At 36.8% G+C, this 22,758-nt stretch carries 25 protein-coding genes; 11 read left to right on the top strand and 14 right to left on the bottom strand.

Annotated elements, in window-relative coordinates; all coding sequences use genetic code 11:
• Nucleotides 1-69: 69 nt before the first annotated feature.
• Together flxY and EK417_RS02840 are read left to right on the top strand one after the other, a co-directional pair.
• Complete coding sequence (flxY, locus tag EK417_RS02845) at nt 70-1,362, top strand: flexirubin biosynthesis putative acyl-CoA ligase FlxY (RefSeq protein ID WP_136521277.1); 1,293 nt, start codon at nt 70-72, stop codon at nt 1,360-1,362.
• Between the two features lie 242 nt (nt 1,363-1,604).
• Complete coding sequence (locus tag EK417_RS02840; RefSeq protein WP_110367678.1) at nt 1,605-2,213, top strand: hypothetical protein; 609 nt, start codon at nt 1,605-1,607, stop codon at nt 2,211-2,213.
• Between the two features lie 31 nt (nt 2,214-2,244).
• Here the strand turns inward: EK417_RS02840 and EK417_RS02835 are convergent, their stop codons facing one another.
• Entirely contained in the window at nt 2,245-3,501 is a 1,257-nt protein-coding gene (locus tag EK417_RS02835) for an NAD(P)/FAD-dependent oxidoreductase (protein ID WP_136521276.1), read from the bottom strand.
• 97 nt (nt 3,502-3,598) lie between these two features.
• Between EK417_RS02835 and flxA the strand changes: the two genes are divergently transcribed.
• The 9 genes from flxA to EK417_RS02790 all read left to right on the top strand — a co-directional run bounded on the left by flxA (nt 3,599) and on the right by EK417_RS02790 (nt 13,411).
• Nucleotides 3,599-5,119: a flexirubin biosynthesis tyrosine ammonia-lyase FlxA gene (gene flxA, locus EK417_RS02830; RefSeq protein WP_076595472.1), complete on the top strand. Its 1,521-nt coding sequence runs from the start codon at nt 3,599-3,601 to the stop codon at nt 5,117-5,119.
• Nucleotides 5,120-5,197: 78 nt separating this feature from the next.
• Nucleotides 5,198-5,929: a flexirubin biosynthesis SDR family reductase FlxB gene (flxB, locus tag EK417_RS02825; protein WP_076595473.1), complete on the top strand. Its 732-nt coding sequence runs from the start codon at nt 5,198-5,200 to the stop codon at nt 5,927-5,929.
• Nucleotide 5,930: 1 nt separating this feature from the next.
• Nucleotides 5,931-7,151 carry a beta-ketoacyl-[acyl-carrier-protein] synthase family protein gene (locus EK417_RS02820; protein ID WP_136521274.1) on the top strand — a complete coding sequence of 407 codons (1,221 nt, stop codon included), beginning with the start codon at nt 5,931-5,933 and terminating at the stop codon, nt 7,149-7,151.
• Nucleotides 7,152-7,155: 4 nt separating this feature from the next.
• Nucleotides 7,156-7,410: an acyl carrier protein gene (locus EK417_RS02815; RefSeq protein ID WP_034692469.1), complete on the top strand. Its 255-nt coding sequence runs from the start codon at nt 7,156-7,158 to the stop codon at nt 7,408-7,410.
• Between the two features lie 117 nt (nt 7,411-7,527).
• Complete coding sequence (locus EK417_RS02810; RefSeq protein WP_136521273.1) at nt 7,528-8,412, top strand: lysophospholipid acyltransferase family protein; 885 nt, start codon at nt 7,528-7,530, stop codon at nt 8,410-8,412.
• 160 nt (nt 8,413-8,572) lie between these two features.
• On the top strand, nt 8,573-10,099 hold the full coding sequence (locus EK417_RS02805; RefSeq protein ID WP_136521272.1) for a phytoene desaturase family protein: 1,527 nt from the start codon (nt 8,573-8,575) through the stop codon (nt 10,097-10,099).
• A gap of 1 nt (nt 10,100) precedes the next feature.
• Entirely contained in the window at nt 10,101-11,789 is a 1,689-nt protein-coding gene (locus EK417_RS02800) for a C45 family autoproteolytic acyltransferase/hydrolase (protein WP_136521271.1), read from the top strand.
• Nucleotides 11,786-12,151, top strand: coding sequence for a hypothetical protein (locus EK417_RS02795; RefSeq protein WP_136521270.1), 366 nt, complete (start codon nt 11,786-11,788; stop codon nt 12,149-12,151). Before EK417_RS02800 ends, EK417_RS02795 begins: the two co-directional genes overlap by 4 nt.
• A gap of 6 nt (nt 12,152-12,157) precedes the next feature.
• A complete protein-coding gene (locus EK417_RS02790) occupies nt 12,158-13,411 on the top strand; it encodes an alpha/beta hydrolase (RefSeq protein WP_136521269.1) in 1,254 nt (417 codons plus the stop codon).
• A 51-nt stretch (nt 13,412-13,462) separates the two neighbouring features.
• Here EK417_RS02790 and EK417_RS02785 read toward each other — a convergent pair whose 3' ends face one another.
• From EK417_RS02785 to EK417_RS02725, 13 genes are all read right to left on the bottom strand, one after another.
• The gene (locus EK417_RS02785; protein WP_136521268.1) at nt 13,463-14,635 is read right to left on the bottom strand and encodes a DUF2062 domain-containing protein; all 1,173 of its coding nucleotides are present in this window, start codon (nt 14,633-14,635) and stop codon (nt 13,463-13,465) included.
• A 4-nt stretch (nt 14,636-14,639) separates the two neighbouring features.
• On the bottom strand, nt 14,640-15,116 hold the full coding sequence (locus EK417_RS02780; protein WP_136521267.1) for a hypothetical protein: 477 nt from the start codon (nt 15,114-15,116) through the stop codon (nt 14,640-14,642).
• A 5-nt stretch (nt 15,117-15,121) separates the two neighbouring features.
• A complete protein-coding gene (locus EK417_RS02775; protein WP_083688797.1) occupies nt 15,122-15,493 on the bottom strand; it encodes an ApeI family dehydratase in 372 nt (123 codons plus the stop codon).
• 79 nt (nt 15,494-15,572) lie between these two features.
• A complete protein-coding gene (gene lolB2, locus EK417_RS02770) occupies nt 15,573-16,208 on the bottom strand; it encodes a flexirubin biosynthesis protein LolB2 (protein ID WP_136521266.1) in 636 nt (211 codons plus the stop codon).
• Nucleotides 16,174-16,800 carry a flexirubin biosynthesis/transport protein LolA2 gene (lolA2, locus tag EK417_RS02765; protein ID WP_136521265.1) on the bottom strand — a complete coding sequence of 209 codons (627 nt, stop codon included), beginning with the start codon at nt 16,798-16,800 and terminating at the stop codon, nt 16,174-16,176. Before lolA2 ends, lolB2 begins: the two co-directional genes overlap by 35 nt.
• Complete coding sequence (locus EK417_RS02760; RefSeq protein WP_076595482.1) at nt 16,793-17,548, bottom strand: polysaccharide deacetylase family protein; 756 nt, start codon at nt 17,546-17,548, stop codon at nt 16,793-16,795. The genes lolA2 and EK417_RS02760 overlap by 8 nt, the downstream gene beginning before the upstream one ends.
• A 69-nt stretch (nt 17,549-17,617) precedes the next feature.
• Nucleotides 17,618-17,890, bottom strand: coding sequence for a hypothetical protein (locus tag EK417_RS02755; protein WP_136521264.1), 273 nt, complete (start codon nt 17,888-17,890; stop codon nt 17,618-17,620).
• Nucleotides 17,883-18,716: an alpha/beta hydrolase fold domain-containing protein gene (locus tag EK417_RS02750; RefSeq protein ID WP_076595484.1), complete on the bottom strand. Its 834-nt coding sequence runs from the start codon at nt 18,714-18,716 to the stop codon at nt 17,883-17,885. The genes EK417_RS02755 and EK417_RS02750 overlap by 8 nt, the downstream gene beginning before the upstream one ends.
• Before the next feature lie 47 nt (nt 18,717-18,763).
• On the bottom strand, nt 18,764-19,486 hold the full coding sequence (locus tag EK417_RS02745) for a helix-turn-helix domain-containing protein (protein ID WP_136521263.1): 723 nt from the start codon (nt 19,484-19,486) through the stop codon (nt 18,764-18,766).
• A 41-nt stretch (nt 19,487-19,527) separates the two neighbouring features.
• Entirely contained in the window at nt 19,528-20,589 is a 1,062-nt protein-coding gene (locus tag EK417_RS02740) for a beta-ketoacyl synthase N-terminal-like domain-containing protein (RefSeq protein WP_136521262.1), read from the bottom strand.
• The gene (locus EK417_RS02735; protein WP_136521261.1) at nt 20,586-21,785 is read right to left on the bottom strand and encodes a beta-ketoacyl-[acyl-carrier-protein] synthase family protein; all 1,200 of its coding nucleotides are present in this window, start codon (nt 21,783-21,785) and stop codon (nt 20,586-20,588) included. Before EK417_RS02735 ends, EK417_RS02740 begins: the two co-directional genes overlap by 4 nt.
• Before the next feature lie 84 nt (nt 21,786-21,869).
• Nucleotides 21,870-22,127, bottom strand: coding sequence for a phosphopantetheine-binding protein (locus EK417_RS02730; protein ID WP_034692439.1), 258 nt, complete (start codon nt 22,125-22,127; stop codon nt 21,870-21,872).
• An 83-nt stretch (nt 22,128-22,210) separates the two neighbouring features.
• A complete protein-coding gene (locus tag EK417_RS02725; RefSeq protein WP_136521260.1) occupies nt 22,211-22,750 on the bottom strand; it encodes a 3-oxoacyl-ACP synthase in 540 nt (179 codons plus the stop codon).
• Nucleotides 22,751-22,758 lie beyond the last annotated feature (8 nt).

Here is a 22,758-nt window from a genome sequence, read left to right as displayed (position 1 = left end):
TTTAATGTCTCAATCTTTTTAATCTTTTAATTTTAATTAGATAAATTTGCCTTTTAAAAATTAAAATCATTGGAATTTCATCCGTCAATCGAGAAAGCAGGGGCTCAGGAAATCAAATTGTTTCAGGAAGAAAAACTTCATGAACTATTGACCTACCTTAAAGCCCATTCACCGTTTTATCAGAAGCTGTTTAAAGAAAATAGTATTACAATTGAGGATATTCGTACACTGGAAGATCTTCAGAAGATTCCTACCACCACAAAGAATGATCTTCAGCAGTATAACCATGATTTTTTCTGCATAACACCGGATAAAATTGTGGATTACAGTACCACCTCCGGAACATTGGGAGATCCGGTTACTTTTGGATTGTCTGACAGTGATCTTGAAAGACTGGCGTACAATGAAGCAATCTCTTTTGCCTGTGCAGGAATTCAGAAAGGTGATGTTGTGCAGATGATTACCACCATAGATAAAAGGTTTATGGCTGGGCTTGCTTATTTTCTTGGTTTAAGAAAAATGGGGGCAAGCGTGGTGAGAATGGGACCGGGAATTCCTGAACTGCAGTGGGATTCTATTTTCAGATACAAACCAAAATATCTGATTACCGTACCTTCTTTTCTGCTGAAAATGATTGATTTTGCCGAAAAACAGGGATTGGATTATAAAAACTCCAGCGTTTACGGGGCTGTGTGTATCGGAGAAAGTATCAAAAATCAGGATTTTACAGATAATATTCTTTCCCAGAAGATCAAGGAGAAGTGGGATATCCAACTCTTTTCTACCTATGCGTCTACCGAAATGAGTACCGCTTTTACAGAGTGTGAATTTCAAATCGGAGGACATCACCATCCGGAACTCATCATTACAGAAATTCTTGATGATGAAGAAAATCCGGTAAAAGAAGGAGAAAGTGGTGAACTGACGATTACAACATTGGGAGTAGAAGCCATTCCTTTGTTGAGATTTAAAACCGGAGATCTTGTAAAAGCTCACTATGAGCCGTGCCAGTGTGGAAGAAATACGATGAGGTTAGGACCTGTAGTAGGAAGAAAACAACAGATGATCAAATACAAAGGAACAACGCTGTATCCACCTGCAATGAACGATATTCTGAATGATTTCAACAAAATCTTATGTTATCAGATCATTATCCAGGCTAACGAAATCGGGCTTGACGAAATTATCATTAAACTGAGTACAGAAGAAGAGCACGATAGCTTTGTGAATGAAGTAAGAGATCATTTTCGTGCAAAATTAAGAGTAAGCCCGAAAATTGAAATCGTAGATTTTGATATTTTGTCTAAAACGGTTTTTAATCCCAACAGCAGAAAGCCAATAACTTTTATTGATTTAAGATAAAGTTAAATGTAAATGAGAGTAAAAATTCGCTTTTTATAATACCTTTAAAGACTTAATAAAAAAACTAATATCTTATGAAAAAACTATTGTTGCTATTCTTTGTAGCAATGGCAATTGCAACTTTTGCTCAAAATCAGATTAACTTTGAACAGGGAAATTTTGATTTTTTTAGACCGTTTTTTATAGTCAATTATTAATAAAAGTAAATATCTTTAAGTACTTAAATAGCAAAGCTAATATCTATGAAAAAAATATTATTACTGACATTTCTGATCATGATGACAATGGCTTTCGGACAGGGGAAAATGGAGCTTGTTTCAGGAGATTTCCAGGCTTTAAAAGATCAGAAAGAAGTGAATATTGAGTTTAGATTTGATAATGTATTGTTTATGAAAGAAAACTTTACAGAAGCTCAATATCTCGAAAACAGAAAAGAAGATGTTCTAGCTAATCCGAAAAGAGGAAAAGAAGGATGGAAACAATGGATCGGAGAATGGGAACGATATAAAAAAGAAGAGTATATCAACTATTTTGCAAAAGGTTTAGGCAAATACTATAAAGACGTTATATTCAAAAAGGATGGTTCTGCTCAATATACCTTAATTGTAGATACAAAATGGCTTTTCCCGGGATGGCATGGCGGAATGATCGTGATGGAAGCACAATTAAGTGGAAATATAAAACTGGTGGAAGCCAGTAATCCTTCGGTGGTTTTGGCTGAAGTACAGCTGAATAAATTTGATAAATTTATTCAAAGCAAGGAAGAAGTTATGGAATATGGAAGAATCGCCACAGTATATGAATCAGCGGGAAGATATCTGGGAAGAGAAATTAAAAAATCTATGAAATAGCAAAAACGGTCTGAAAGTTCAGACCGTTTTTTTATGCTTGATTTTGCTGTTCCTGTTTTTCTAGCTTGATCAGGTTCGCAAGATTTTTAATCACTGTATCATGCTTTTTAACAAAAGGATTGTCTTTATTCCAGACATATCCGGCTAAGACTGCACAGATCTTTTTCTTTACATCGGGATTTTCCGGCTGATGGAAAAATAACTCCTGAAGATTTCCGGTGTACCATTCTTTTACATAGGTGGTGAAAACGTCCACACCATATAAGATATAATCTGAGTATTCCTTCTGCCAGTCAATTTTTTCTCCGTTTAGTTGTCTTAACGCCAATTTTGCGGCCAGCATTCCGGATTCTGTGGCAAAAGCCATTCCCGAAGAGAAAACCGGATCAAGGAATTCTGAAGCATTCCCTGTTAAAGCAAATCCGTCCCCGAATAAACTTTTCACCGAACATGAATAATCTTTCAGGTGTTTAGGTTCAAAAATAAATTCTACATCCCCAAAACGTTTTACATAATAATCAGAAAGAGAAATCGCCTTTTTCAAAGCTTCAGCGGGATCTCCGTTTTCAGATAATCTGTCGATATATTCAGTAGGACCTACAATTCCTACACTGGTATTTCCATTGGAAAAAGGAATTACCCAAAGCCATACTTCTGTTTCAATGATGTCAAAAGAAATTAAAGTCCCTTCTTCTCCCGGTGCTCTGTTGATATCGTTTACATGAGAGAAAATCGCAGAGTGAGGGGAAAGTTTTGAAGGTTTTTCCAAATCAAGCAGACGAGGTAATACTCTTCCGTAGCCGCTGGAATCAATCACAAACTTAGCATGGATCTCTTTCGTTTTCCCATCTTTATTTCTTACCGTAGTCACAGAATTTGTTCCGTCAAATTGAATGTCAATAACTTCGGTTTCAAATTCAAGATCAATCCCTTTATTAATGACCTCCTGAGCAAGAGTATTATCAAAATCAGCTCTCGGAACCTGCCAGGTCCAGTCCCAGCCCTCTCCGAATTTGTTGCTGAAATCAAAAATGCAGACTTCATCGCCGCGAAGGAAACGTGCTCCCAGCTTTTTTTCAAAGCCCATTTTGTCTAATGCAGGGAAAAGTCCTGCCTCATCAAAGTGGTCCATTACTCTGGGAATTAAGCTTTCTCCAACTACCAGTCTTGGGAATTGTGTCTTTTCGACTACTTTTACGCTGACGTTATTGTTCTTCAGGTACGAAGAAGACACGCATCCGGAAGGTCCGGCTCCGATTACAAGAACGTCAACAAATTCTTTGCTCATCTTTGATTTTTTATTTTAATAATAACTTTTATCTTTGCCGCAAAATTAGTGACAAATAATTATATTTTACAAAATTATCAACTATTACTTTTAATTGATGAAAATAAATAACTTTTTAGAACTGAAAGACTTTCAAAAAATTATCATTGAGAATGAAAAAATAGAACTGGATGAATCACTTTTGTCAAGAGTGGATAAAAGTTTTCAGTTTTTAAAAGAGTTTTCAAAAAATAAAGTAATATATGGTGTGAATACCGGTTTTGGGCCAATGGCTCAGTTTAAAATCAGTGATGAAGATACACACCAGCTTCAGTACAACCTTATCAGAAGCCATTCTTCAGGAATCGGAAACCCTTTACCTGCAGAAGAAGTAAAAGCATGTATGCTGGCAAGACTGAATACCTTGTCACTAGGGAATTCGGGAGTGCATCAATCTGTTATTTATCTGCTTCAGGAACTGATCAACAGAAATATTACTCCGTTGATCTTTGAGCATGGGGGAGTAGGAGCAAGCGGTGACCTTGTTCAGCTGGCTCATCTTGCTTTGGTATTGATTGGAGAAGGAGAAGTATTTTATAAAGGAGAAAGAAAATCTACCAAAGACGTTTTTGAAACAGAAGGATTAGAGCCGATAAAAGTAGAGATCCGTGAAGGGCTTGCTTTGATGAACGGAACTTCCGTGATGTCAGGAATCGGTATTGTGAATGCTTATAAAGCGAATCAGCTTACAGATATTTCCCTAAGACTTTCTTGTGCCATCAATGAAATTGTACAGGCTTATGATGATCACTTGTCAGAAGCACTGAACGGAACGAAAAAACATTACGGTCAGCAGAAAGTGGCAGAAAGAATGCGTGCTCATCTGGCAGACAGTAAACTGATCAGAAAAAGAGAAGACCACCTTTATACCCACTTCGAAGAACAGGAAAAAGTATTCAAGGAAAAAGTTCAGGAATATTATTCTTTAAGATGTGTACCTCAGATTTTAGGTCCGGTATTGGATACATTGGAATATACAGAGAAAGTTCTTGAAAATGAGATCAATTCAGCGAATGATAACCCGATTATCAATGTTGAAGACCAACATGTTTATCACGGAGGAAACTTTCATGGCGATTATATCTCTCTGGAAATGGACAAGCTTAAGATTGTAGTAACCAAACTGACCATGCTTGCAGAAAGACAGCTTAATTATCTTTTGAATTCGAAAATCAATGAAATTTTGCCTCCTTTTGTGAATTTAGGTAAATTAGGTTTCAATTTCGGGATGCAGGGTGTACAGTTTACAGCAACTTCTACCACTGCGGAAAGCCAGATGTTGTCAAACCCTATGTATGTTCACAGTATTCCAAACAATAACGATAACCAGGATATCGTTAGTATGGGAACAAACGCTGCGGTGATCTGCAGAAAAGTAATTGAAAATGCCTTTGAGGTATTGTCCATTGAAGCTATTACGATCATCCAGGCTGTTGAATATCTTGGATTTCAGGATAAGGTTTCATCATCTACGAAAGAACTGTATGATGAAATCAGAAAAATTATTCCTGCATTCTCAGACGATATGGTCATGTATCCGTATCTGGAGGAAGTAAAGAAATACCTGAAAGGAATGTAACTATTGCCTGCTATGGATTGTCTTCTAAGAAAGGGATAGCATAAAATTAAAAAACTAAAACGATATAAACACTAACGCATGAAATGTGCAATTGTAACAGGTGGCTCCAGAGGGATCGGGAGAGCAATCTGTATAAAACTGGCTGAAGAGAAAAACTATCACATCCTTATCAACTACGCTTCAAACGAAATCGCAGCCAACGAAACATTGGCTAAAGTGGAAGAACTTGGAGCAACGGGAGAAATTCTTAAATTTGATGTAGGAAACACCGAAGAAACACAATCTGTTTTAACGGAATGGCAGGAGAAAAATCCAGATGCGGTGGTAGAAGTGATCGTCAATAATGCCGGAATCACAAGAGATGGTCTTTTTATGTGGATGCAGAAAGAAGACTGGAACAGTGTGATCAATACAAGTCTGGACGGATTTTTTAACGTAACCAATTTCTTTATTCAAAAGCTGCTTCGTAACAAATACGGAAGAATCATCAATATGGTTTCCGTATCGGGAGTAAAAGGAACAGCCGGACAGACGAATTATTCTGCGGCAAAAGGTGCTTTGGTGGGAGCTACAAAGGCTCTTGCTCAGGAAGTTGCCAAGAGAAATGTTACCGTAAATGCTGTAGCGCCTGGTTTCATCAAAACAGATATGACTCAGGAGTTCAATGAAGAAGAACTGAAAGCAATGATTCCGGCCAACAGATTCGGAGAAGCAGAAGAAGTAGCAGATCTTGTCGCATTTTTAGCATCTAAAAAATCTTCATACATAACAGGAGAAGTGATTAATATTAACGGAGGAATTTATTCATAACATGGAAAATAGGGTTGTAATTACCGGAATGGGAATTTATTCCTGCATCGGGACGTCTTTAGAAGAGGTCAGGGAATCCCTATATCAAGGAAAATCCGGTATTGTTTTAGATCAGGACAGAAAAGAGTTTGGTTTCAGGTCCGGTCTTACAGGAGTTGTTCCGAAGCCCGATCTGAAAAATCTTTTAAACAGACGCCAGCGTGTCAGCATGGGAGAGGAAAGTGAGTACGCTTATCTGGCTACCCTTGATGCATTGAAACAGGCGAATCTGGACGAAGAATTCCTGGATACCCATGAAGTGGGAATCTTATACGGAAATGACAGTGTTTCCCAGGCAGTTGTCGAATCTATAGATATTGCAAGGGAAAAGAAAGATACAACATTGATGGGATCGGGAGCGATCTTCAAATCAATGAACTCAACGGTAACGATGAACCTTTCTACGATTTTTAAACTGAAAGGAATCAATCTTACCATCAGTGCAGCATGCGCAAGCGGTTCACACTCATTGGGGCTGGCTTATATGATGATCAAAAATGGTTTCCAGGACATGGTTATCTGCGGCGGAGCTCAGGAAACCAACAAATATTCCATGGCGAGCTTTGACGGATTGGGTGTATTCTCAGCCAGAGAAGATGAGCCTGCAAAAGCATCCAGACCTTTCGATGTAGAAAGAGACGGATTGATTCCGAGTGGAGGTGCAGCCACTCTGATTGTTGAAAGCTTAGAATCTGCCCAAAGAAGAGGCGCTCCGATTATTGCCGAAATTATTGGGTATGGTTTCTCTTCAAACGGAGGACATATTTCAACACCCAATGTGGACGGGCCTGCTCTGGCAATGGACAGAGCCTTAAAACAATCAGGATTAAAAGCTTCGGACATCGATTATATCAATGCTCACGCAACTTCTACTCCGATTGGTGATGCCAACGAAGCAAAAGCCATTTATGAGATCTTCGGGAGTGAAGTTCCGGTAAGTTCTACCAAATCTATGACCGGACACGAATGCTGGATGGCAGGTGCAAGTGAAGTTATCTACTCCATTCTGATGATGCAGAACGATTTTGTTGCTCCCAATATCAATCTGGAAAACCCTGATAATGAAGCAAAAAAGATAAATTTAGTCGCAAAAACAATAAATCAAAAAATTGATGTATTTTTGTCGAATTCTTTTGGGTTTGGGGGAACCAATTCTGCACTAATAGTTAAAAAATTTGATTAAAAACATGGAAAGGGAAAAAATTGTTGCTATTGTTAATGATTTTCTTGTCAACGAATTCGAGGTAGACGGAGACGAAATCAGTAACGATGCCAACCTTAAAAATACACTGGGCTTAGACAGCCTGGATTATATCGACATGGTAGTCGTGATCGAATCCAATTTCGGGGTGAAATTAGGAGAAGCAGATTTCAAAAAAATGGTAACATTTGATGATTTCTATACAACGATTGAACATAAGATTGCTGAAAAAAACGCTTAGTTATTGAGTAAATCTTTATTCTATACAATGGGCCAATGTAATAATATCACCGTGATCTGCCTGCAGACACTTTAAAGGTATTGTTACATTGGTTCTCTCTTATATTAAATTCTATCTATGAACAAGTGGAAAGGTAAATCTAAAGGAACAGTACTCGGATACAGAATATTCGTCTGGTGTATTAGAAATATCGGGATCAGAAGTTCATATGGGGTGCTGTATTTTGTGGCCGCCTATTATTCGCTGTTTCAGAAGAAAAGTAACCAATACATTCTTTATTATTTTCAGAAAAGACTGAATTACGGATACTGGAAATCCAAAGCTTCCATCTTTAAAAGCTATTTTACTTTCGGAAAAGTTCTGATTGATAAAACGGCTATTTCTGCCGGACTCAGAGAAAAATATACCTATGAATTTGATGGTATTGAAAACCTCAGAAATCTTTTAGCTGCTAAAAAAGGAGGAGTGCTGATCAGTGCCCATATCGGGAATTTTGAAATTGCAGAGCATTTTTTTGCTGATATTGATTTTGACTGTCAGATCAATCTGGTCACTACAGATCAGGAAGTTACCGTCATTAAGGAATATCTGGAAAGAGTTGCCGTAAAAAAGAGTAACATCAAGTTCATCTATGTAAAAGAAGATATGTCTCATATCTTTGACATCAATCAGGCTTTATCCAATAATGAGCTTATCTGCTTTACCGGAGACCGTTATTTCGAAGGATCCAAATATCTGGAGGCAGAACTGCTTGGAAAAAGTGCAAAATTTCCGGCTGGTCCGTTTTTGATTGCCTCAAGATTAGGTGTTCCGGTAGTATATGTTTATGTAATGAAAGAGGATAATCTTCATTACCATCTGTATGCAAGAGTGGCACAGAATATCAAAAACCGTGATTCACAAGGGCTTTTACAATCTTACGTCCGGAATCTTGAAACCATGGTTAAAAAATACCCGCTCCAATGGTTTAATTATTTTGATTTTTGGGACGATGTTGATTAATTTTTCTATTTTTATCCCATAAAAAACGAATAAAAACTAAAAACCATTAAGATATACCGAGATTTAAGAGAACCCATGAAATTTCTATGCTTACTTTACTCAAATAAGCTTTAAATATCTTAAATTCCCTGTTTCTTAATTATTTAAAACACATTCTCTTTTGAAGAAAGCATACGACATACTTGTAATCGGCAGTGGATTGGGAGGTCTTGTTTCAGCTCTTATTTTGGCGAAAGAAGGTCTTAAAGTATGCGTTCTGGAGAAGAATAACCAATATGGAGGAAATCTGCAGACCTTTTCAAGAGATAAACTTATCTTCGATACAGGAGTTCATTATCTGGGAGGTTTATCCAAAGGGCAGAATTTAAATCAGTTCTTTTCCTATCTGGAAATCATGAATGATCTTGAACTTCAGCTGATGGATAAAGACGGCTATGACAAAATCAGTTTTGGGGATGATGAAATAGAATATCCTCACGCTCAGGGCTATCAGAATTTTGTTGAGCAGTTATCCAAATATTTTCCCGAAGAAAAAGAAAACCTTGAAAACTACTGTGAAGAAATTCAATACGTATGCAGCCAGTTTCCAAGGTATCATGTGGTGGGAAAAGACAGTTACAACGAGGAAATACTGCACCTCAATACCAAAAGATTTATCGAATCCGTTACCCAGAACAAAAAGCTTCAGGCTGTTTTACTGGGTTCGAATTTTTTATATGCCGGAGACTCGGAGAATGTTCCCTTTTATGTGCATGCTTTGACGGTAAATTCTTATATCCAAAGTGCTCACAAATGCGTGAGAGGAGGAAGCCAGATCTCTAAACTTTTAATCAGAAAACTTCGGGAATATGGAGCTGAAGTACACAAGCATTCAGAAGTTTCAGAATTCATTTTTAATGAAAATAATACACTAATTTCTGTAAAAACGAAGACAGGAAAAGAATACGCCGCAAAACAGTTCATTTCAAATATTGAGATTCGTTCCACTATTAAACTTATTGGTGAAGAAAGACTTAAAAAATCTTTTCTGAACAGGGTGTTAAGCTGGAAGCCGGTTTCATCATGCTTTAGTATTTATATTGTTTTAAAACCTCATTACCTTCCGAATTTTAATTATAACAGATACCACTATTCATCAGAAGACCTGGTATGGAATGCCTTCCGGTACCGAAAAGAAGTGTGGCCGGAGACTTACATGCTTTCGTCTACTCCTTCTAAGCATCATCCTGAATTTGCAGAAAGCCTTACCGCGATTTCTTATATGGATTTTGATGAGGTAAAAGAATGGGAGAATACGTTCAATACTGTTGCCGATGAACATGAGAGAGGAACAGCCTATGAAAGATTTAAACTTGAAAAAACAGAAAAAATGCTTGATGCCCTGGAACATAAAATCCCTAACATAAGACATGCCATCAAAACAATATATACTTCTTCTCCCTTATCATACAGAGACTATATCGGGAATTTTGAAGGAAATATGTACGGATACATGAAAAGCTCGGAGAATCCTCTTAAAACAATGGTTTCTCCCCGTACCAAAATTGACAATCTTTTTCTGACGGGACAATCTGTGAATATGCATGGGATCTTAGGGGTTACGATCGGAGCCTTTAATACCTGTGCTGAAATGATTGGAAAAGAAACCATAGATATGCGGCTGACCCAAATGATTAATAAAAAATAAAGTGAAAAAAACTAAAATCATTTATACAGCCTTTCAAAGAACTTTTCTTTATCTCACGCTCTGTTTTTTCCTCGCATCCTGTGGAATATCAAAATCTGTCCGGCATATTCCTGAGGTAAAACAATATATTCTGGAGGTTCCAAAAATTACCAGAATCAACGACAGTACTTTCAGCCATAATCAGAATTACCTTACCAAAAATAAACAGCAGCTCTGGGAACTTTACATTCAGGGAAATCCTTTACAATTAGGATATAATAACGGAGCACTGACACAAAGCCTGATGCAGAAACAGGAAAGCATTTTCTTTTCAAAAGTGGAAAGTTTTGTTCCTTCAAAATTCAAGCAGCGGCTGTTAAAAGGTTTTTTGAAATGGTACAACAGAAAAATGTATCTCAATGTAAGAGAAGACTATCAGGCAGAATTATATGGCTTGTCACAATATTCATCTGATCAGTATGACTTTATTGCTCCTAAATATTTAAGAAACCTTTACCTGCATGGAGCTCATGATATCGGACATGCTATGCAGGATCTTGCTATGGTAGGCTGTACATCTCTTGCTGTATGGAATGAAAATACTGAAGACGGAGACTTGTTGATTGGAAGAAATTTCGACTTTTATGTGGGAGACGATTTTGCTAAAAATAAATTAGTGGAATTTGTTCAGCCGGAAGAAGGAATTCCCTACATGTCAGTAAGCTGGCCGGGAATGATTGGTGTAGTGTCCGGAATGAATAAAGAAGGAATTACGGTGACCATTAACGCCGGAAAATCAAAAATCCCTCTGACTGCAAAAACGCCTATCTCCCTTGTTACAAGAGAAATTTTGCAGTATGCTAAAAATATAGATGAAGCCATTGCTATTGCTAAAAAAAGAAAAGTTTTCGTTTCAGAATCTATTCTTGTTGGCAGTGCAGCAGATAAAAATGCAGTCATTATTGAAGTTTCACCTAAAAATCTCGGAGTATATAAAGTACAGAATACCAGCCAGATTCTTTGCACCAATCATTTCCAGTCTGAAACTTACAAGGACGACAAAAGAAATCAGAAACAGATTGAAGAAAGCCACTCAGAATACCGATATGAAAAACTTCAGGAGCTTTTGCAGGAAGAAAAAAAGATCACTCCCGAAAAGATGGCTTCTATTTTAAGAAATAAATCCGGCTTAAAAGATGAAAGTATCGGGTATGGAAATGAAAAAGCGCTTAATCAGCTGCTCGCTCACCATGCTGTTATATTTTCCCCTCAGAAAAAACTGGTTTGGGTTTCTTCCAATCCTTATCAGCTGGGAGAATTTGTTTGTTATGACCTGAACGAGGTTTTTTCCGGTAAGCCACTATCACAAAGTCTGCTGGCGAAAACAGATTTGAATATCGCAAGAGATCCATTTGCCGATTCTGAAGAATTTCAAAATTATGAACTGTCTAAAATATTGGGTAAAGAAATCAATAAGGCAGCGGAAAATAAAGATATATTGTTGACAGATGATTTCATACCTTATTATGAATCTATGAACCCAGATTTTTGGCTGGTCTATTATCAGTCAGGAAAGTATTATTTTAGAAAAAAAGAATATTCAAACGCAAAAATGGAGTTTGAGAAAGCTCTGACGAAAGAAATTACAACGATTTCCGACAGAAAAAATGTTGAAAAATCCCTGCAGAAAACTTTAAAGAAACTGAAATGATCCCCAAATATATAAAACTGCTTTTCTGCATTCCTTTCCTCATTATCATCTGCCATTCAGTATACCTGTGTACGGTTTACAGCTCTATACCTGACATTATCCCGATTCACGGGTACGGAAATATGAAAGACAATGATGGAAGCAAAATATTTGTGGTGTTTCCTGTACTGATGAATCTGGCTGTTCTTCTTTTTATCTGGCTGATCATCAGAAGACCGGATAAAATAAAGTTTACTTTTGAAATCAACGAGGACGAAAAAGAAAAAACCTACCGTATCACCCAGTTAGCTCTGGTAATTATTGCGATATTTGTTACCATCATGATGACACCGCTATCATTTTACGATGTGGTTTATAAATAATAGATTATGAAAAAACTCTTAACCTTATTCTTTACAGCATATGCTCTGTTATCATTTTCTCAGGACAGAAAAGAGATAGGAAATACTTTCATCAAAGCTTTATTAGTGGATAAGAATATAGAAAAAGCACATTCTTATTTCGATCCTTCCGTAGCAGGACAAATTCCGGTAGATCAGCTTAAAGCTGTTACGGAACAGCTACAGGGACAGATTGGAGGTTTGAAAAATATCCTTGAAGTAAATAATGAAGGAAACACCTATTATTACTATTCCGAATTTGAAAAAACAAAACTGGATGTTCAGCTTACTTTTGGAGAAAATAATAAACTACTGGGCTTCTTCCTGGTTCCTCATAAATCATTTGAAAAGCCTGATGAGAAAACCACACTAAAAATTAAAAGTGTTGGCATTGAACTGAACGGAACTCTGTTGATTCCTCCCTCCAACAATAAAAATAAACTGGTTATTTTCGTTCACGGTTCCGGAGCGCATGACAGAGACGAAACCATTGGAGAAAACAAACCGTTTAAAGACATTGCAGAATATCTTTTAGCCAACGGAATTGCTTCCTACCGATATGATAAAAGAACCTATTCCTATCCTGAGACATTTAATGAAAAATCTACTGTGGAAGAGGAAACCATCAATGATGCGGTAAATACTGCTCTTTATTTTAAAAAGAATGCTGATTACAAAGACTACCAGATTATTATTCTGGGACATAGCCAGGGAGCTTATATGATGCCAAAAATTGCAGAAAAATCGCAGGTTTCAAAATATGTTTTTATGGCTGGGAATGCGAGACCATTACAGGATTTATTAGTAGAACAGTATAAGTATCTTCATGCTATAGATCCAACTAAAGTACCTGCTGAGGCGGTGCAGGAAGTAAAAACTAAGGTAGCCTTTCTAAATTCATCTCAATTTAATATAAGTTCACCATCATCAGAACTTCCTTTGGGACAATCTGCTGCTTATTGGAAATATATAAAAGATTACAATCAGCTTAATGAGGTTAAAAAAGTAAAAGCTCCCATGTTTTTTGCACAAGGGGGAAGAGATTATCAGGTGACAGGGAAAGACTTTAATCTTTGGAAAGAAACATTGAAAAATGATAAAACAGCGGTGTTTAAGTTTTATCCTGCATTAAGCCACTTGTTTATTGCCGGAAGCGGAAAACCATCTCCAAAAGATTATGAAACAAAAGGGAAGGTGGATGAACACTTTTTAAAAGACCTTGCAGATTTTATTCTGAAATAATTGCAATGAGATTATTGCTCTCATAAGCCTGGAACATTGTCCCGGGCTTTTTTAATTGTTTTCCGGACTTACTTTATTCAAAAACAGAAAAGAGGCTATCCCTGTAAGCGCAGAAAGTGTAGTGCTTAAGATAAAACTCCCGATAATATATTGCAGAAGATTGTTCTTAATCAGTTCAAAATTCAAATCCTGACTTAAAATATCACTGTCACCACTTACAAACGGTGCTCCCAGAAAAAGAGAAGCAGCAATGATAAAGGGAATAAAAGGCGGAAGACTTACATTGGATGCTACAAAGGCAAGTACTTTATTAAGTTTGAAAAGTACAGACAAACTGATAACCAGAAGGGTCTGAAATCCCCAGAAAGGAGATAACCCTATAAATACTCCCAAAGCTATGGAAAATGCTTTTGTACGGTTACTACCGTCACTTTCTAAGACATCTTCTTTGATGAATTTCTTAAAACTTTTTTTTTTGAAATTATTCAGAAAATTTCTCGGAATAATGTAAAATAAAGTAATCGTTACCAGAATTGTATTCAGAATACTGATTCTTGTAAAATCTTTAAAAGGTCTGAAATGTGAAACGCGTTCAGCCGGATCATACAACACTTTGATCGGAACATTTTTTACCGGAACATGCTTCCACGCAGTTCTTACAATGATTTCAATTTCAAATTCAAACTTAGGCGTGAAATATTTCTTGGGAATTTTATGCAAAGGATAAAGCCTGTAGCCCGATTGGGTATCTTCCAGTCTGATGCCGGTTTCAAACCAGAACCAGAAATTGGAAAAACGGTTTCCGAAACTGCTTTTCTTAGGAATACCATCCTGAGACATATTTCTGTTTCCAATCAGAAGAACGTCTTCTTTTTCCTGAAGAAGAGCCTCTACAAATACCGGAATATCATCCGGATAATGCTGTCCATCCGAATCAATCGTGATAGCGTAGTCATATCCTGAATTCTTTGCTGCCCTGAAACCTGTTTTAAGGCCATTTCCTTTCCCTTTGTTCTCAGGCAGGGAAATGACAGTAATCTGAGGATATTGAGCAAGAATCTGAGGGGTGGAATCTGTAGAACCATCATTAACCACAATAATACTTTCGGTGTACTCGAGAACACCGTCAATCACCCTTTTCAGAGTTTTTTCATTATTGTAGGTAGGTATTAAAACGCATATCTTCTTTTCAGAAATAGCATTCTGTACTTCAGCAAGGAACATTTTTTTATTTTAAAGTGGCTCTTTCCGTCTCTGTCATGGTTTTAGATTGCATTGCAAACCTTTTGATATAGCCTTTTAATGCTGTATTCTGTTTGCTGTAATTGTTCAACAGGAAAGCTTTATCATCTTTCAGGCTTCCGCGGTATCCTACAATCTTTGGAATATTTTCCTGAACGCTCATTCTGATCAGACGAAGTTCTGCATTATTAGGATTACTTTTGATAACGCTTTCAAGGCTTGTAGCTCCCGTTTTTACCAGAGATTTTCTGTTGCTTTTGGCAATTTTGGCTTCCATAATCTTCGCCGCTGCTTTATACCCAACCGTTACAGCGTCAGAACCGGATTGTTTTTCCGCAGTTTCAATAAAGCTGGCGGTATTGGTATTGGATTCGTTCGCTTTTGCATAGCTGTTTCTCAGCGTTTCAAGATCAGATTGAAAGAAAAAAACAAATGCTGCGATGAATGATAAGATTAGTTTCATGATGCTTATTTTTTATAGCTTACAGACATTTTCAATGCAATAGTCTCGCCAAAAGAAGTTGTGTTTTTTACTTTGACATCTTCTTCATTTTCAGTAATATCAAGCTGAAGAACCAGATCAGGGGTTTCAAAAGGATTGATAATCGCCATGAATTTTACATTGGAAGCTGTTTTCAGGAATAATTTCGAACCTGTAAATTCTTCAGTGAGTTCTTTAATGATCTGCATCATACAAACACCGGGAGTTACGGGATTTCCAGGGAAATGTCCTTTGAAAATATCGTGGTCTTTATTAAGATGAATATGAGCAGTAAATTTTCCGTCTTCTGCCTTATCGTATGATGTTAAAGTATAAAAGTCTGTAAGAATGGTTTGCATGATCTTATTTTTTTAAGATTAAAGTATAATCAATTTCTTTTCAAAAAAACAGGTATATCCATAGATTTGAGAGCAGAAATTATTCCGTTTCGGTTATTTGAAATAGTTTTATGTTGATCTTAAAATCCTTATGCTGCAGGTTCAAGCTGTCTGCGAAGATAGGTTTTTTTGAATCAAAAGTAAAATCGATTTTCTCCTTGTTGTTTTTCGTGTAAACAATCTCTTTCAGTAAGCCATTTTCTTTGCTGAAGAAAAGATAATAGCTCTTATTGCCCATTTTTGAAAGGTAGATTTTAGCGTTTTCATTTTCAAAACTTTCATTGACCGGATATCTTCTTTTCAGAAGCTGACGGAAATCGTTTTTCAGGAAATTGATGACTATTTTTTTATCCAGATCAGGAAGTACATAATTCAGTTTGAAATCGTTCTCAGAAACTTCAAAATCAATCAGTTTGTTCCCAAAATCTGAAGTTAACGCAACACGGTGCGTTGTTTCATTCAGTTTTTTGATGATCAGAATTCCGCTCACATGGTTTTTATAGATATCCATCTGGCATTTGTAGACATAATCTTCACCGGAAGAAAAGTATAAATTTTCAACCGTTTTTTCAGAGGTTGAGGCAGGCTTTACATCAGTAAGCTTATAAGTTTTACAGGAAAGAGCCAGGATCAGAATCAGGCTATAAAGAAAACTCTGACGCAGAAATGGAAGCATTGATCTTGGTATTTTTGAAAACAATATTGGTAGTGTCTCCGGAAGCCTCAGTCATATTCACCTGTGAAACGGCCGACTGGTTCTTTGGGAAATACAGCTCAATCTGTTTGATATATTTCAACAGCTGGGATGTTTTAGGAATAAACTTCGCTATATTGTAATTCCCGTTCTTAAAATACGTTACAGTGAACTCCGAATCATTGAACATTGTTCCGTTTGAGCTTCCTACAATCAGTTTATTGATTTTTTCAAATGTTTTGCTCTTCGCATCCACAGACGATTTTTTCCCCTGATCATTGATGAAGATTTTATTGCTTTTAAAAACAATGCTGTACTGATAAGGCTTAGTATATTTCCAACTCAGCATATTGGGGGTCTGCAAAGACATTTTCCCATAAGTAACAATACTTTTATCCAGAAAATCCATTTTTTTGGTCTGGGTAAAATCACTCTGCAAAGTTTTAATCTCTTTCGTCTCAGAAGATACCTTCGATATGAATGCTTTAGCTTCAGCTCCTGACATGGCCGTGTTTTGGGCAAAAAAGAAACCGGAAACCAGTAAGAATGCTCCGAAAGCAATATTTTTAATCATTTCTATTTGAATTTATCACTGTATCCACAGTAAAGGTTGAATATTTTTTATCCTTCAAAAATACTAATAAATTGGTCAGCACACGATAAGTCTTTTCCGAAGTGTCGTGAAGGAGGATAATACTTCCTTTTTTCAGGCCTTTGGTCACTCTGCTGTATATTTTCTTTTCATTATCAGTAATGGTATCCAGAGAGCGGACATTCCATCCGATACTTATTTTATTTGTTTTTTTGATTGCCTTTGCAATATTAGGATTCGTCACGCCGAAAGGCGGCCTGTAAAGACTGGTCTTGATATTCCCCACATTCTTCATGATTTCATCACATCTTTCAATCTCCTCAATCATTTTTGAGGTTGATAAGAAACCTGTGGAACTGGAATGCGATAACGTATGGTTACCAATCGTATGACCTTCTGCAATCATCCTCTGAAAAGTTTCAGGATATTTTTCAATCTGTTTTCCGATACAGAAAAAAGTGGCTTTTATCTGATGTTCTTTAAGCAGATCTAAAAACTTTGGAGTAAATTCAGTAGGGCCGTCATCAAAAGTAAGCGCTGCTTCTTTAATTTTGGTTCGCCTATGAGTGATGCTGTTGACGAAATATCCCAGTTCAATATCAAATGAACCCCATACTACTACGGCAGAAAAAGCAAAAAAACAAAACAGATATACCCAGAAACTTCCGTGGAACGCATAAATAAAAGCGTTACAGAAAATATAAAACAGAATAAACGGATAATGCTTCACCTTATTTTCTTTGAATATGAGGGTTCAAATGTAACTAAAAGTTCAATAAAATCCTAAATGATCAAATCTTTAAAATTGCTTATCCAGAATGTGATACTCTGTTTTTTGCATGAAAGGATAGTAAGGCAATATTGCTATACGTTCTTTTGCGTCCAGCTCATCAATATTTCTGAAAATAAGAACTGCATCTTTTTTTGAAACGGAGATAAAGAAATTTTCCAGAACTCCTTCTTTCTTCCAGGTGTGGATAAATTCCATTTCTTTTTTCGGAAGCTCAGAGTTTGCTTTTATCTGTTGAATTCCCTCATCAGAGAGGGTAATTAAAACCAATATGTTATTCATTTTCTGTGCTATTAAAAAAGTTATTAATATTCATCATCAGATCCTGAGATGAGTGGCTGAAAATATTCATCTGCGTTAGGACATGTCCTTCTGCTCCATAAATTTTAAGCTGGGATTTTGGCTGGATCTTATATACCATTTCAAAAAATTGAATGGAGTCATCAAACAAAATTTCGTGAGTTCCCACCGCTATAAATACAGGAGGAAAGCTCTCAAAGTGAACTTTACTGGGGTCCGCTGGTCCCAAATCGTTGCCTGCATAGGCGTAGGCGAAGTTTTTTACCATCTCTTTATTTAAAATCTGATCCAAATGCTGACGGTTTTCTGAAGATGGATTATTGGTTTCAAGATTATACCATGGTGAAATAAGGGCAACTGCTTTTGGAGATTTTATTTCTCTGCGGCTGATTTCATACACTGATTTTATAATTAAGCCACCTCCTGCGCTGTCTCCGAATAAATAAAAATGATGATCAGGATATTGGTGAAATGCCCATTCATAAATATTTAATACATCGTTTAACCCATTCGGGAAGGGTTTTTCAGGAGCCAGAGAATACTCTATGAAAAGAACTGACCGGTTTAATTCTTTAGCAAAATGCGAAACCATTGCTTTATGAGACCGGATGGAGCCTACGGCATAGCCGCCTCCATGTATATAAATGATAAGCTCATTGGGATGAGGGTTTTCAGGCTGAAACCAATAGCATTTGATTCCGTTTATTATTTCTTCCGAAATGGCAATACTTTCTTCTGGAGGGTAAATAGTACCGACACTGTCATATAAAGCTCTGTTTTCTTCAATTAATTGATTATTAATGCTCATTGTGTAATTTATTTAATAATTAAACTTAAGCAAATTTAATTGAAGATTTATTCTAAAAATTGTATCAGATCACTTTTCTTTCTAAGTTTTAAGGGAGATATACCAAACATCTGATACATGTATTTATTCATTTGAGAAGAATCGTAAAATCCGCACTCGTGGGCAATTGAGGTTAATGAAATATCTTTTTTGGACAGAATAAGAAAGATAGCACTCCTGATTCTGGTCCATAGTAAAAACTTCATAATACTGCTTCCGGTCTGCTGCTTAAATAAAAAAGCAAGACGGGATGAAGAGAGTGAGACGGTCTTCGATATTTGATCAAGAGTTAATCTGGTAGACCGGTATTCATTATTGATGATAGCAATGGCACTGTTTACTCTATTGTCTGTGATCTGGACGTTTTCATCAGCATTCATTGATCTGATGAGATCCCGGATGTTGATTTCGATTCCTGTGATCCCGAAAAAATTCATAAAGCTTTCCCCGGTGAAAAATATTTCAGTGTTTTTGCTTCCTAATTTTTCAGATATATTTTTTCCTGCAATGGAGTATGCTTCTATATTCATTACAATCAAATTACTATTTGTACAAATACAGGAATGAGAAACCTGAGGTCTTATGATAAAGCCAAAGATATTCTCACAGTATTGATCTCCAGATATGGTATGAAAAGGATTGTCCGAAGTATATACAATCTGATAGGCAGAATGTCTGTGTACATCAACATTTGATTTATGGGCTTTTAACGCTAATATTAAATTATTCATAAACTGGCTGTTGAAATAACTGCAATTTTTTAAATATAGATTTAAACCCTTTCCAGCAGAACCAGGCTGTGATCATTTCCTCCCAGATGATTATAAAGAAGAACATTATTCAGATTGTCTTTTTTCTGAGAATTGATCATCATAATTTCCGGGATATGCTGTTCCTTAAGTATATGACAGGCTATAAACGTAGAAAACCCACTTGCCGTATTGAATTCTCCACTCAGATGTTTATAATACAGCTGTGCGGAATCCGGAAAGATATCCATTGCTTTTGTATAGTAGATATCTGAATCTGCATCTCCACTGAATCCTAAGATAACAGCATCAACATCACCAGTTGAAAGACTATTCTGAGCTAAGAAATTCCGGATAAAATCCTGTGCTTCATTCAATTCAACCTTATTATTAATTTGGATATTCTTAAGCTTGGCGTAAGAGTTTTCAGTCTTATCTTTTCCTACAACAAAAAAACTGGCACCTTCACCCCAGATCACTCCATTAGTCGTAGAGTTTAAATAATCTGCAGGAAGATCAGTTTCTTTTTTGATGGTATTATTCAGAAGGTAAAGCTCCATTATTCTGTCCGTCTGTTCATCTGTAGAACCTGCCAGAACATTTTCTGCTTCTCCGTCATTGATCTGAAGCTGAGCGTCCAGTAATGAAAACTCAAGGGAAGAAGATGTATTTACATACGTGAAGTTATACGCATGACACTGTAATCCCAGAGCAATCTGTCCAGCTACCGTGTTATGGGTAGACTGGATAAAAAAGGTAGGCGTAAGGAACTCTTCATGGTTATCAATTACGTTTTTCAGGAATTTTTCAGAATCCTGCGAGCAGCCCATTCCGGTTCCTACGATAATGGCATCCGGCTGTTCAATTCCAGCTTCCTTCAGAGCGTAATGCGATGCTACAGAACTCATTTTTACCGTTTTAGACATTCTCCTGATCATCGCAGGCGGAATGAACTCTTTGTAAATAGGTTCTATGGCCTTAAGGATGTTTGAAGAATTTTCAGGATGAAGGTTCTGAAGAATATTTTCATTTAAAGTGTCCTGAACCGAGATACAGGACGCACTGTTGATGTATACTGCACTCATGATTTTGAGAAAATTAAGGTAGAACAGTTTCCTCCGAATCCAAATGAATTGGAAAGAACATGATGAATGTTTTTTTCTTTCAGTTCGGTAACAGGAGTAAGGTCAAACTCTTCCATTTTTGTTTTGAAATTCAGATTCGGGAAGATCACGCTGTTTTGCATGGCTAAAATTGAAAATACGGCTTCAATTCCTGCCGCAGCGGCCAGTGTATGGCCTGTAAATGCTTTTGTAGAACTAAATTCAGGAATCTGGTTTTCCCCGAAGATTCTGATCATGGCAATTCCTTCCGATAAATCGTTGTTGGGAGTTGCCGTTCCGTGAACGTTGATATAATCTATATTTTCTTTTTCCAATCCTGAGATTTTAAGGGCTTGCTGCATGGCTAAAAATGCACCCTGTCCGTTTTCTGAAGAGGCTGTCTGATGATGGGCATCATTGGCATTTCCATAGCCGGAAAGATAGGCCAGAACTTTTTTATTTTCTTTTTTGACTATTTCTTCAGACTCAAGCACTAAGAAAGCCGCAGCTTCCCCAAGATTCAGTCCTTTTCTGTTGTTGTCAAAAGGAGTGTTGTAAGAATCGGTAAGGATCATCAGGGTATTGAATCCGTTCAAAGTAAATTTTGAAAGAGAATCTGTTCCCCCCACAATAACGCGGTCCAAAACTCCGTTTTTAATCAGTTTAGCGCCCATCATAATGGCATTAGCAGCTGATGAACAGGCTGTACTGATGGTAGAAACCATTCCTTTTAATCCCAGGTAACCGGCAATCGCCAATGAAGAATTTCCGGCATCGTGTGCGTCAATATATTTTTGCTTTTCGGGAAAGTCTTCGTAAGAGTAGAAATATTTTTCGGTGATATCCATCCCCGCTACACTGGTAGAGGAGATCAGCCCTGTTCTGCAACTGTTAATATCTGATATTCCGGCACTTTCTACAGCTTCTTTTGCAGCAACCATTCCTAATAAAGACGTTCTTGTTATATTGTTGTCTTCATCAAGCTGAAGCTGCTGTACAAGGTCTTCATTGGATAATTTTATTTCACCCGTTTTAATGCTTCCGGCGTGGCGGGTCTCAAACATTTCAATATCTGAAATCCCGTGTTTTCCGGATTGTAATGAAATAAAATTTTCCTCCACATTGTTTCCGATGGAGGAAATGATGCCCATTCCTGTTATGGCAATTTTTTGACTCATGACATTAAATAATGTAACAATTCAGCAATCTAACAATTGACCAATAATTTCTGCATTGATATACTGTTAGATTGTTATAGTAATTTATTTCGTTCTGTTATCCTCGATGAATTTTGCCATCGTATCGATAGACTGGAAAATCTCTTTTCCTTTTTTAGGATCGGCTAATTTTATTCCGTAGTCTTTATCAAGAAGAACGATCAATTCCAAAGCATCAATAGAATCTAATCCTAAACCTCCTCCAAATAACGGATCAGTATCTTTGATTTCTTCCACAGATACATCTTCAAGGTTAAGAACTTCAATAATTTTGTGCTTCAATTCTGTTTTTAAGTTTTCCATAAATAGTATTTTAATGTAACAATATATCAATGTACCAGTTTACCAATGGTTTTTATTGCCTTTAGCATTGGTACATTGTTAAATTATAATGTGAGCAAATATACAAAAGCTTTATAATTTTCCTGATACAATTCCACCCAGCCGCACAATACTTTGTCAGCTTTTCCGGAGTGCAGAATCTGTTCAGAATAGTCGTTTAAAAAATTTTCATCCAATTCGTCCAAAACGAAAAAAGCATTTTCAGTCTGCATTTTGTGCTTAATGCTGATTTCGCCTACACAGATATTGGGCAAAGTGTAGACAAAAACTGCAGGACTCGGGTAGAAGTTATCCTGATCGTTGATACTTTCCTGATATTTGAAATCCGTATCCAGACTGGATGACCTGTTGGCAAAAACGATGGCCGTTCTGCTGTGATCCTCATCTTTCAAAATAGTTTCAGCGGAAAGAAAGGCCAGCTTGCTCAGATTATCCATTTTATGAAATTTAGGATAGCTTAGATCTAAGCTTTTATACGCTTCTTTGGCAAATTCCTGAAAGGTTTCGCTCTGGCTTTCAAAAACAAGATTTCCGTCAACGGTTATTTTTGAATGTTCTAGGGTACAGCTGTTGAGTTTCTTCATTACGTTCA

The organism is Chryseobacterium candidae (assembly GCF_004916905.1).
In the GTDB taxonomy this organism is placed as follows: Bacteria; Bacteroidota; Bacteroidia; order Flavobacteriales; family Weeksellaceae; genus Chryseobacterium; species Chryseobacterium candidae.
Note: the sequence above shows the minus strand (reverse complement) of the source record. Positions and strands in the feature narration are given on the sequence as shown.

Coding starts and splice junctions, on each gene's coding strand:
- EK417_RS02815 (WP_034692469.1), top strand. CDS start 7,156: ATGGAAAGGGAAAAAATTGTTGCTATTGTTAATGATTTTCTTGTCAAC.
- EK417_RS02750 (WP_076595484.1), bottom strand. CDS start 18,716: ATGAGCATTAATAATCAATTAATTGAAGAAAACAGAGCTTTATATGAC.
- EK417_RS02785 (WP_136521268.1), bottom strand. CDS start 14,635: ATGTTCCTTGCTGAAGTACAGAATGCTATTTCTGAAAAGAAGATATGC.
- EK417_RS02725 (WP_136521260.1), bottom strand. CDS start 22,750: ATGAAGAAACTCAACAGCTGTACCCTAGAACATTCAAAAATAACCGTT.
- EK417_RS02730 (WP_034692439.1), bottom strand. CDS start 22,127: ATGGAAAACTTAAAAACAGAATTGAAGCACAAAATTATTGAAGTTCTT.
- flxB (WP_076595473.1), top strand. CDS start 5,198: ATGAAATGTGCAATTGTAACAGGTGGCTCCAGAGGGATCGGGAGAGCA.
- EK417_RS02755 (WP_136521264.1), bottom strand. CDS start 17,890: ATGAATAACATATTGGTTTTAATTACCCTCTCTGATGAGGGAATTCAA.
- EK417_RS02735 (WP_136521261.1), bottom strand. CDS start 21,785: ATGAGTCAAAAAATTGCCATAACAGGAATGGGCATCATTTCCTCCATC.
- lolA2 (WP_136521265.1), bottom strand. CDS start 16,800: ATGATTAAAAATATTGCTTTCGGAGCATTCTTACTGGTTTCCGGTTTC.
- EK417_RS02775 (WP_083688797.1), bottom strand. CDS start 15,493: ATGCAAACCATTCTTACAGACTTTTATACTTTAACATCATACGATAAG.
- EK417_RS02795 (WP_136521270.1), top strand. CDS start 11,786: ATGATCCCCAAATATATAAAACTGCTTTTCTGCATTCCTTTCCTCATT.
- EK417_RS02740 (WP_136521262.1), bottom strand. CDS start 20,589: ATGAGTGCAGTATACATCAACAGTGCGTCCTGTATCTCGGTTCAGGAC.
- EK417_RS02840 (WP_110367678.1), top strand. CDS start 1,605: ATGAAAAAAATATTATTACTGACATTTCTGATCATGATGACAATGGCT.
- EK417_RS02745 (WP_136521263.1), bottom strand. CDS start 19,486: ATGAATAATTTAATATTAGCGTTAAAAGCCCATAAATCAAATGTTGAT.
- EK417_RS02790 (WP_136521269.1), top strand. CDS start 12,158: ATGAAAAAACTCTTAACCTTATTCTTTACAGCATATGCTCTGTTATCA.
- flxA (WP_076595472.1), top strand. CDS start 3,599: ATGAAAATAAATAACTTTTTAGAACTGAAAGACTTTCAAAAAATTATC.
- lolB2 (WP_136521266.1), bottom strand. CDS start 16,208: ATGCTTCCATTTCTGCGTCAGAGTTTTCTTTATAGCCTGATTCTGATC.
- EK417_RS02810 (WP_136521273.1), top strand. CDS start 7,528: ATGAACAAGTGGAAAGGTAAATCTAAAGGAACAGTACTCGGATACAGA.
- EK417_RS02835 (WP_136521276.1), bottom strand. CDS start 3,501: ATGAGCAAAGAATTTGTTGACGTTCTTGTAATCGGAGCCGGACCTTCC.
- EK417_RS02780 (WP_136521267.1), bottom strand. CDS start 15,116: ATGAAACTAATCTTATCATTCATCGCAGCATTTGTTTTTTTCTTTCAA.
- EK417_RS02820 (WP_136521274.1), top strand. CDS start 5,931: ATGGAAAATAGGGTTGTAATTACCGGAATGGGAATTTATTCCTGCATC.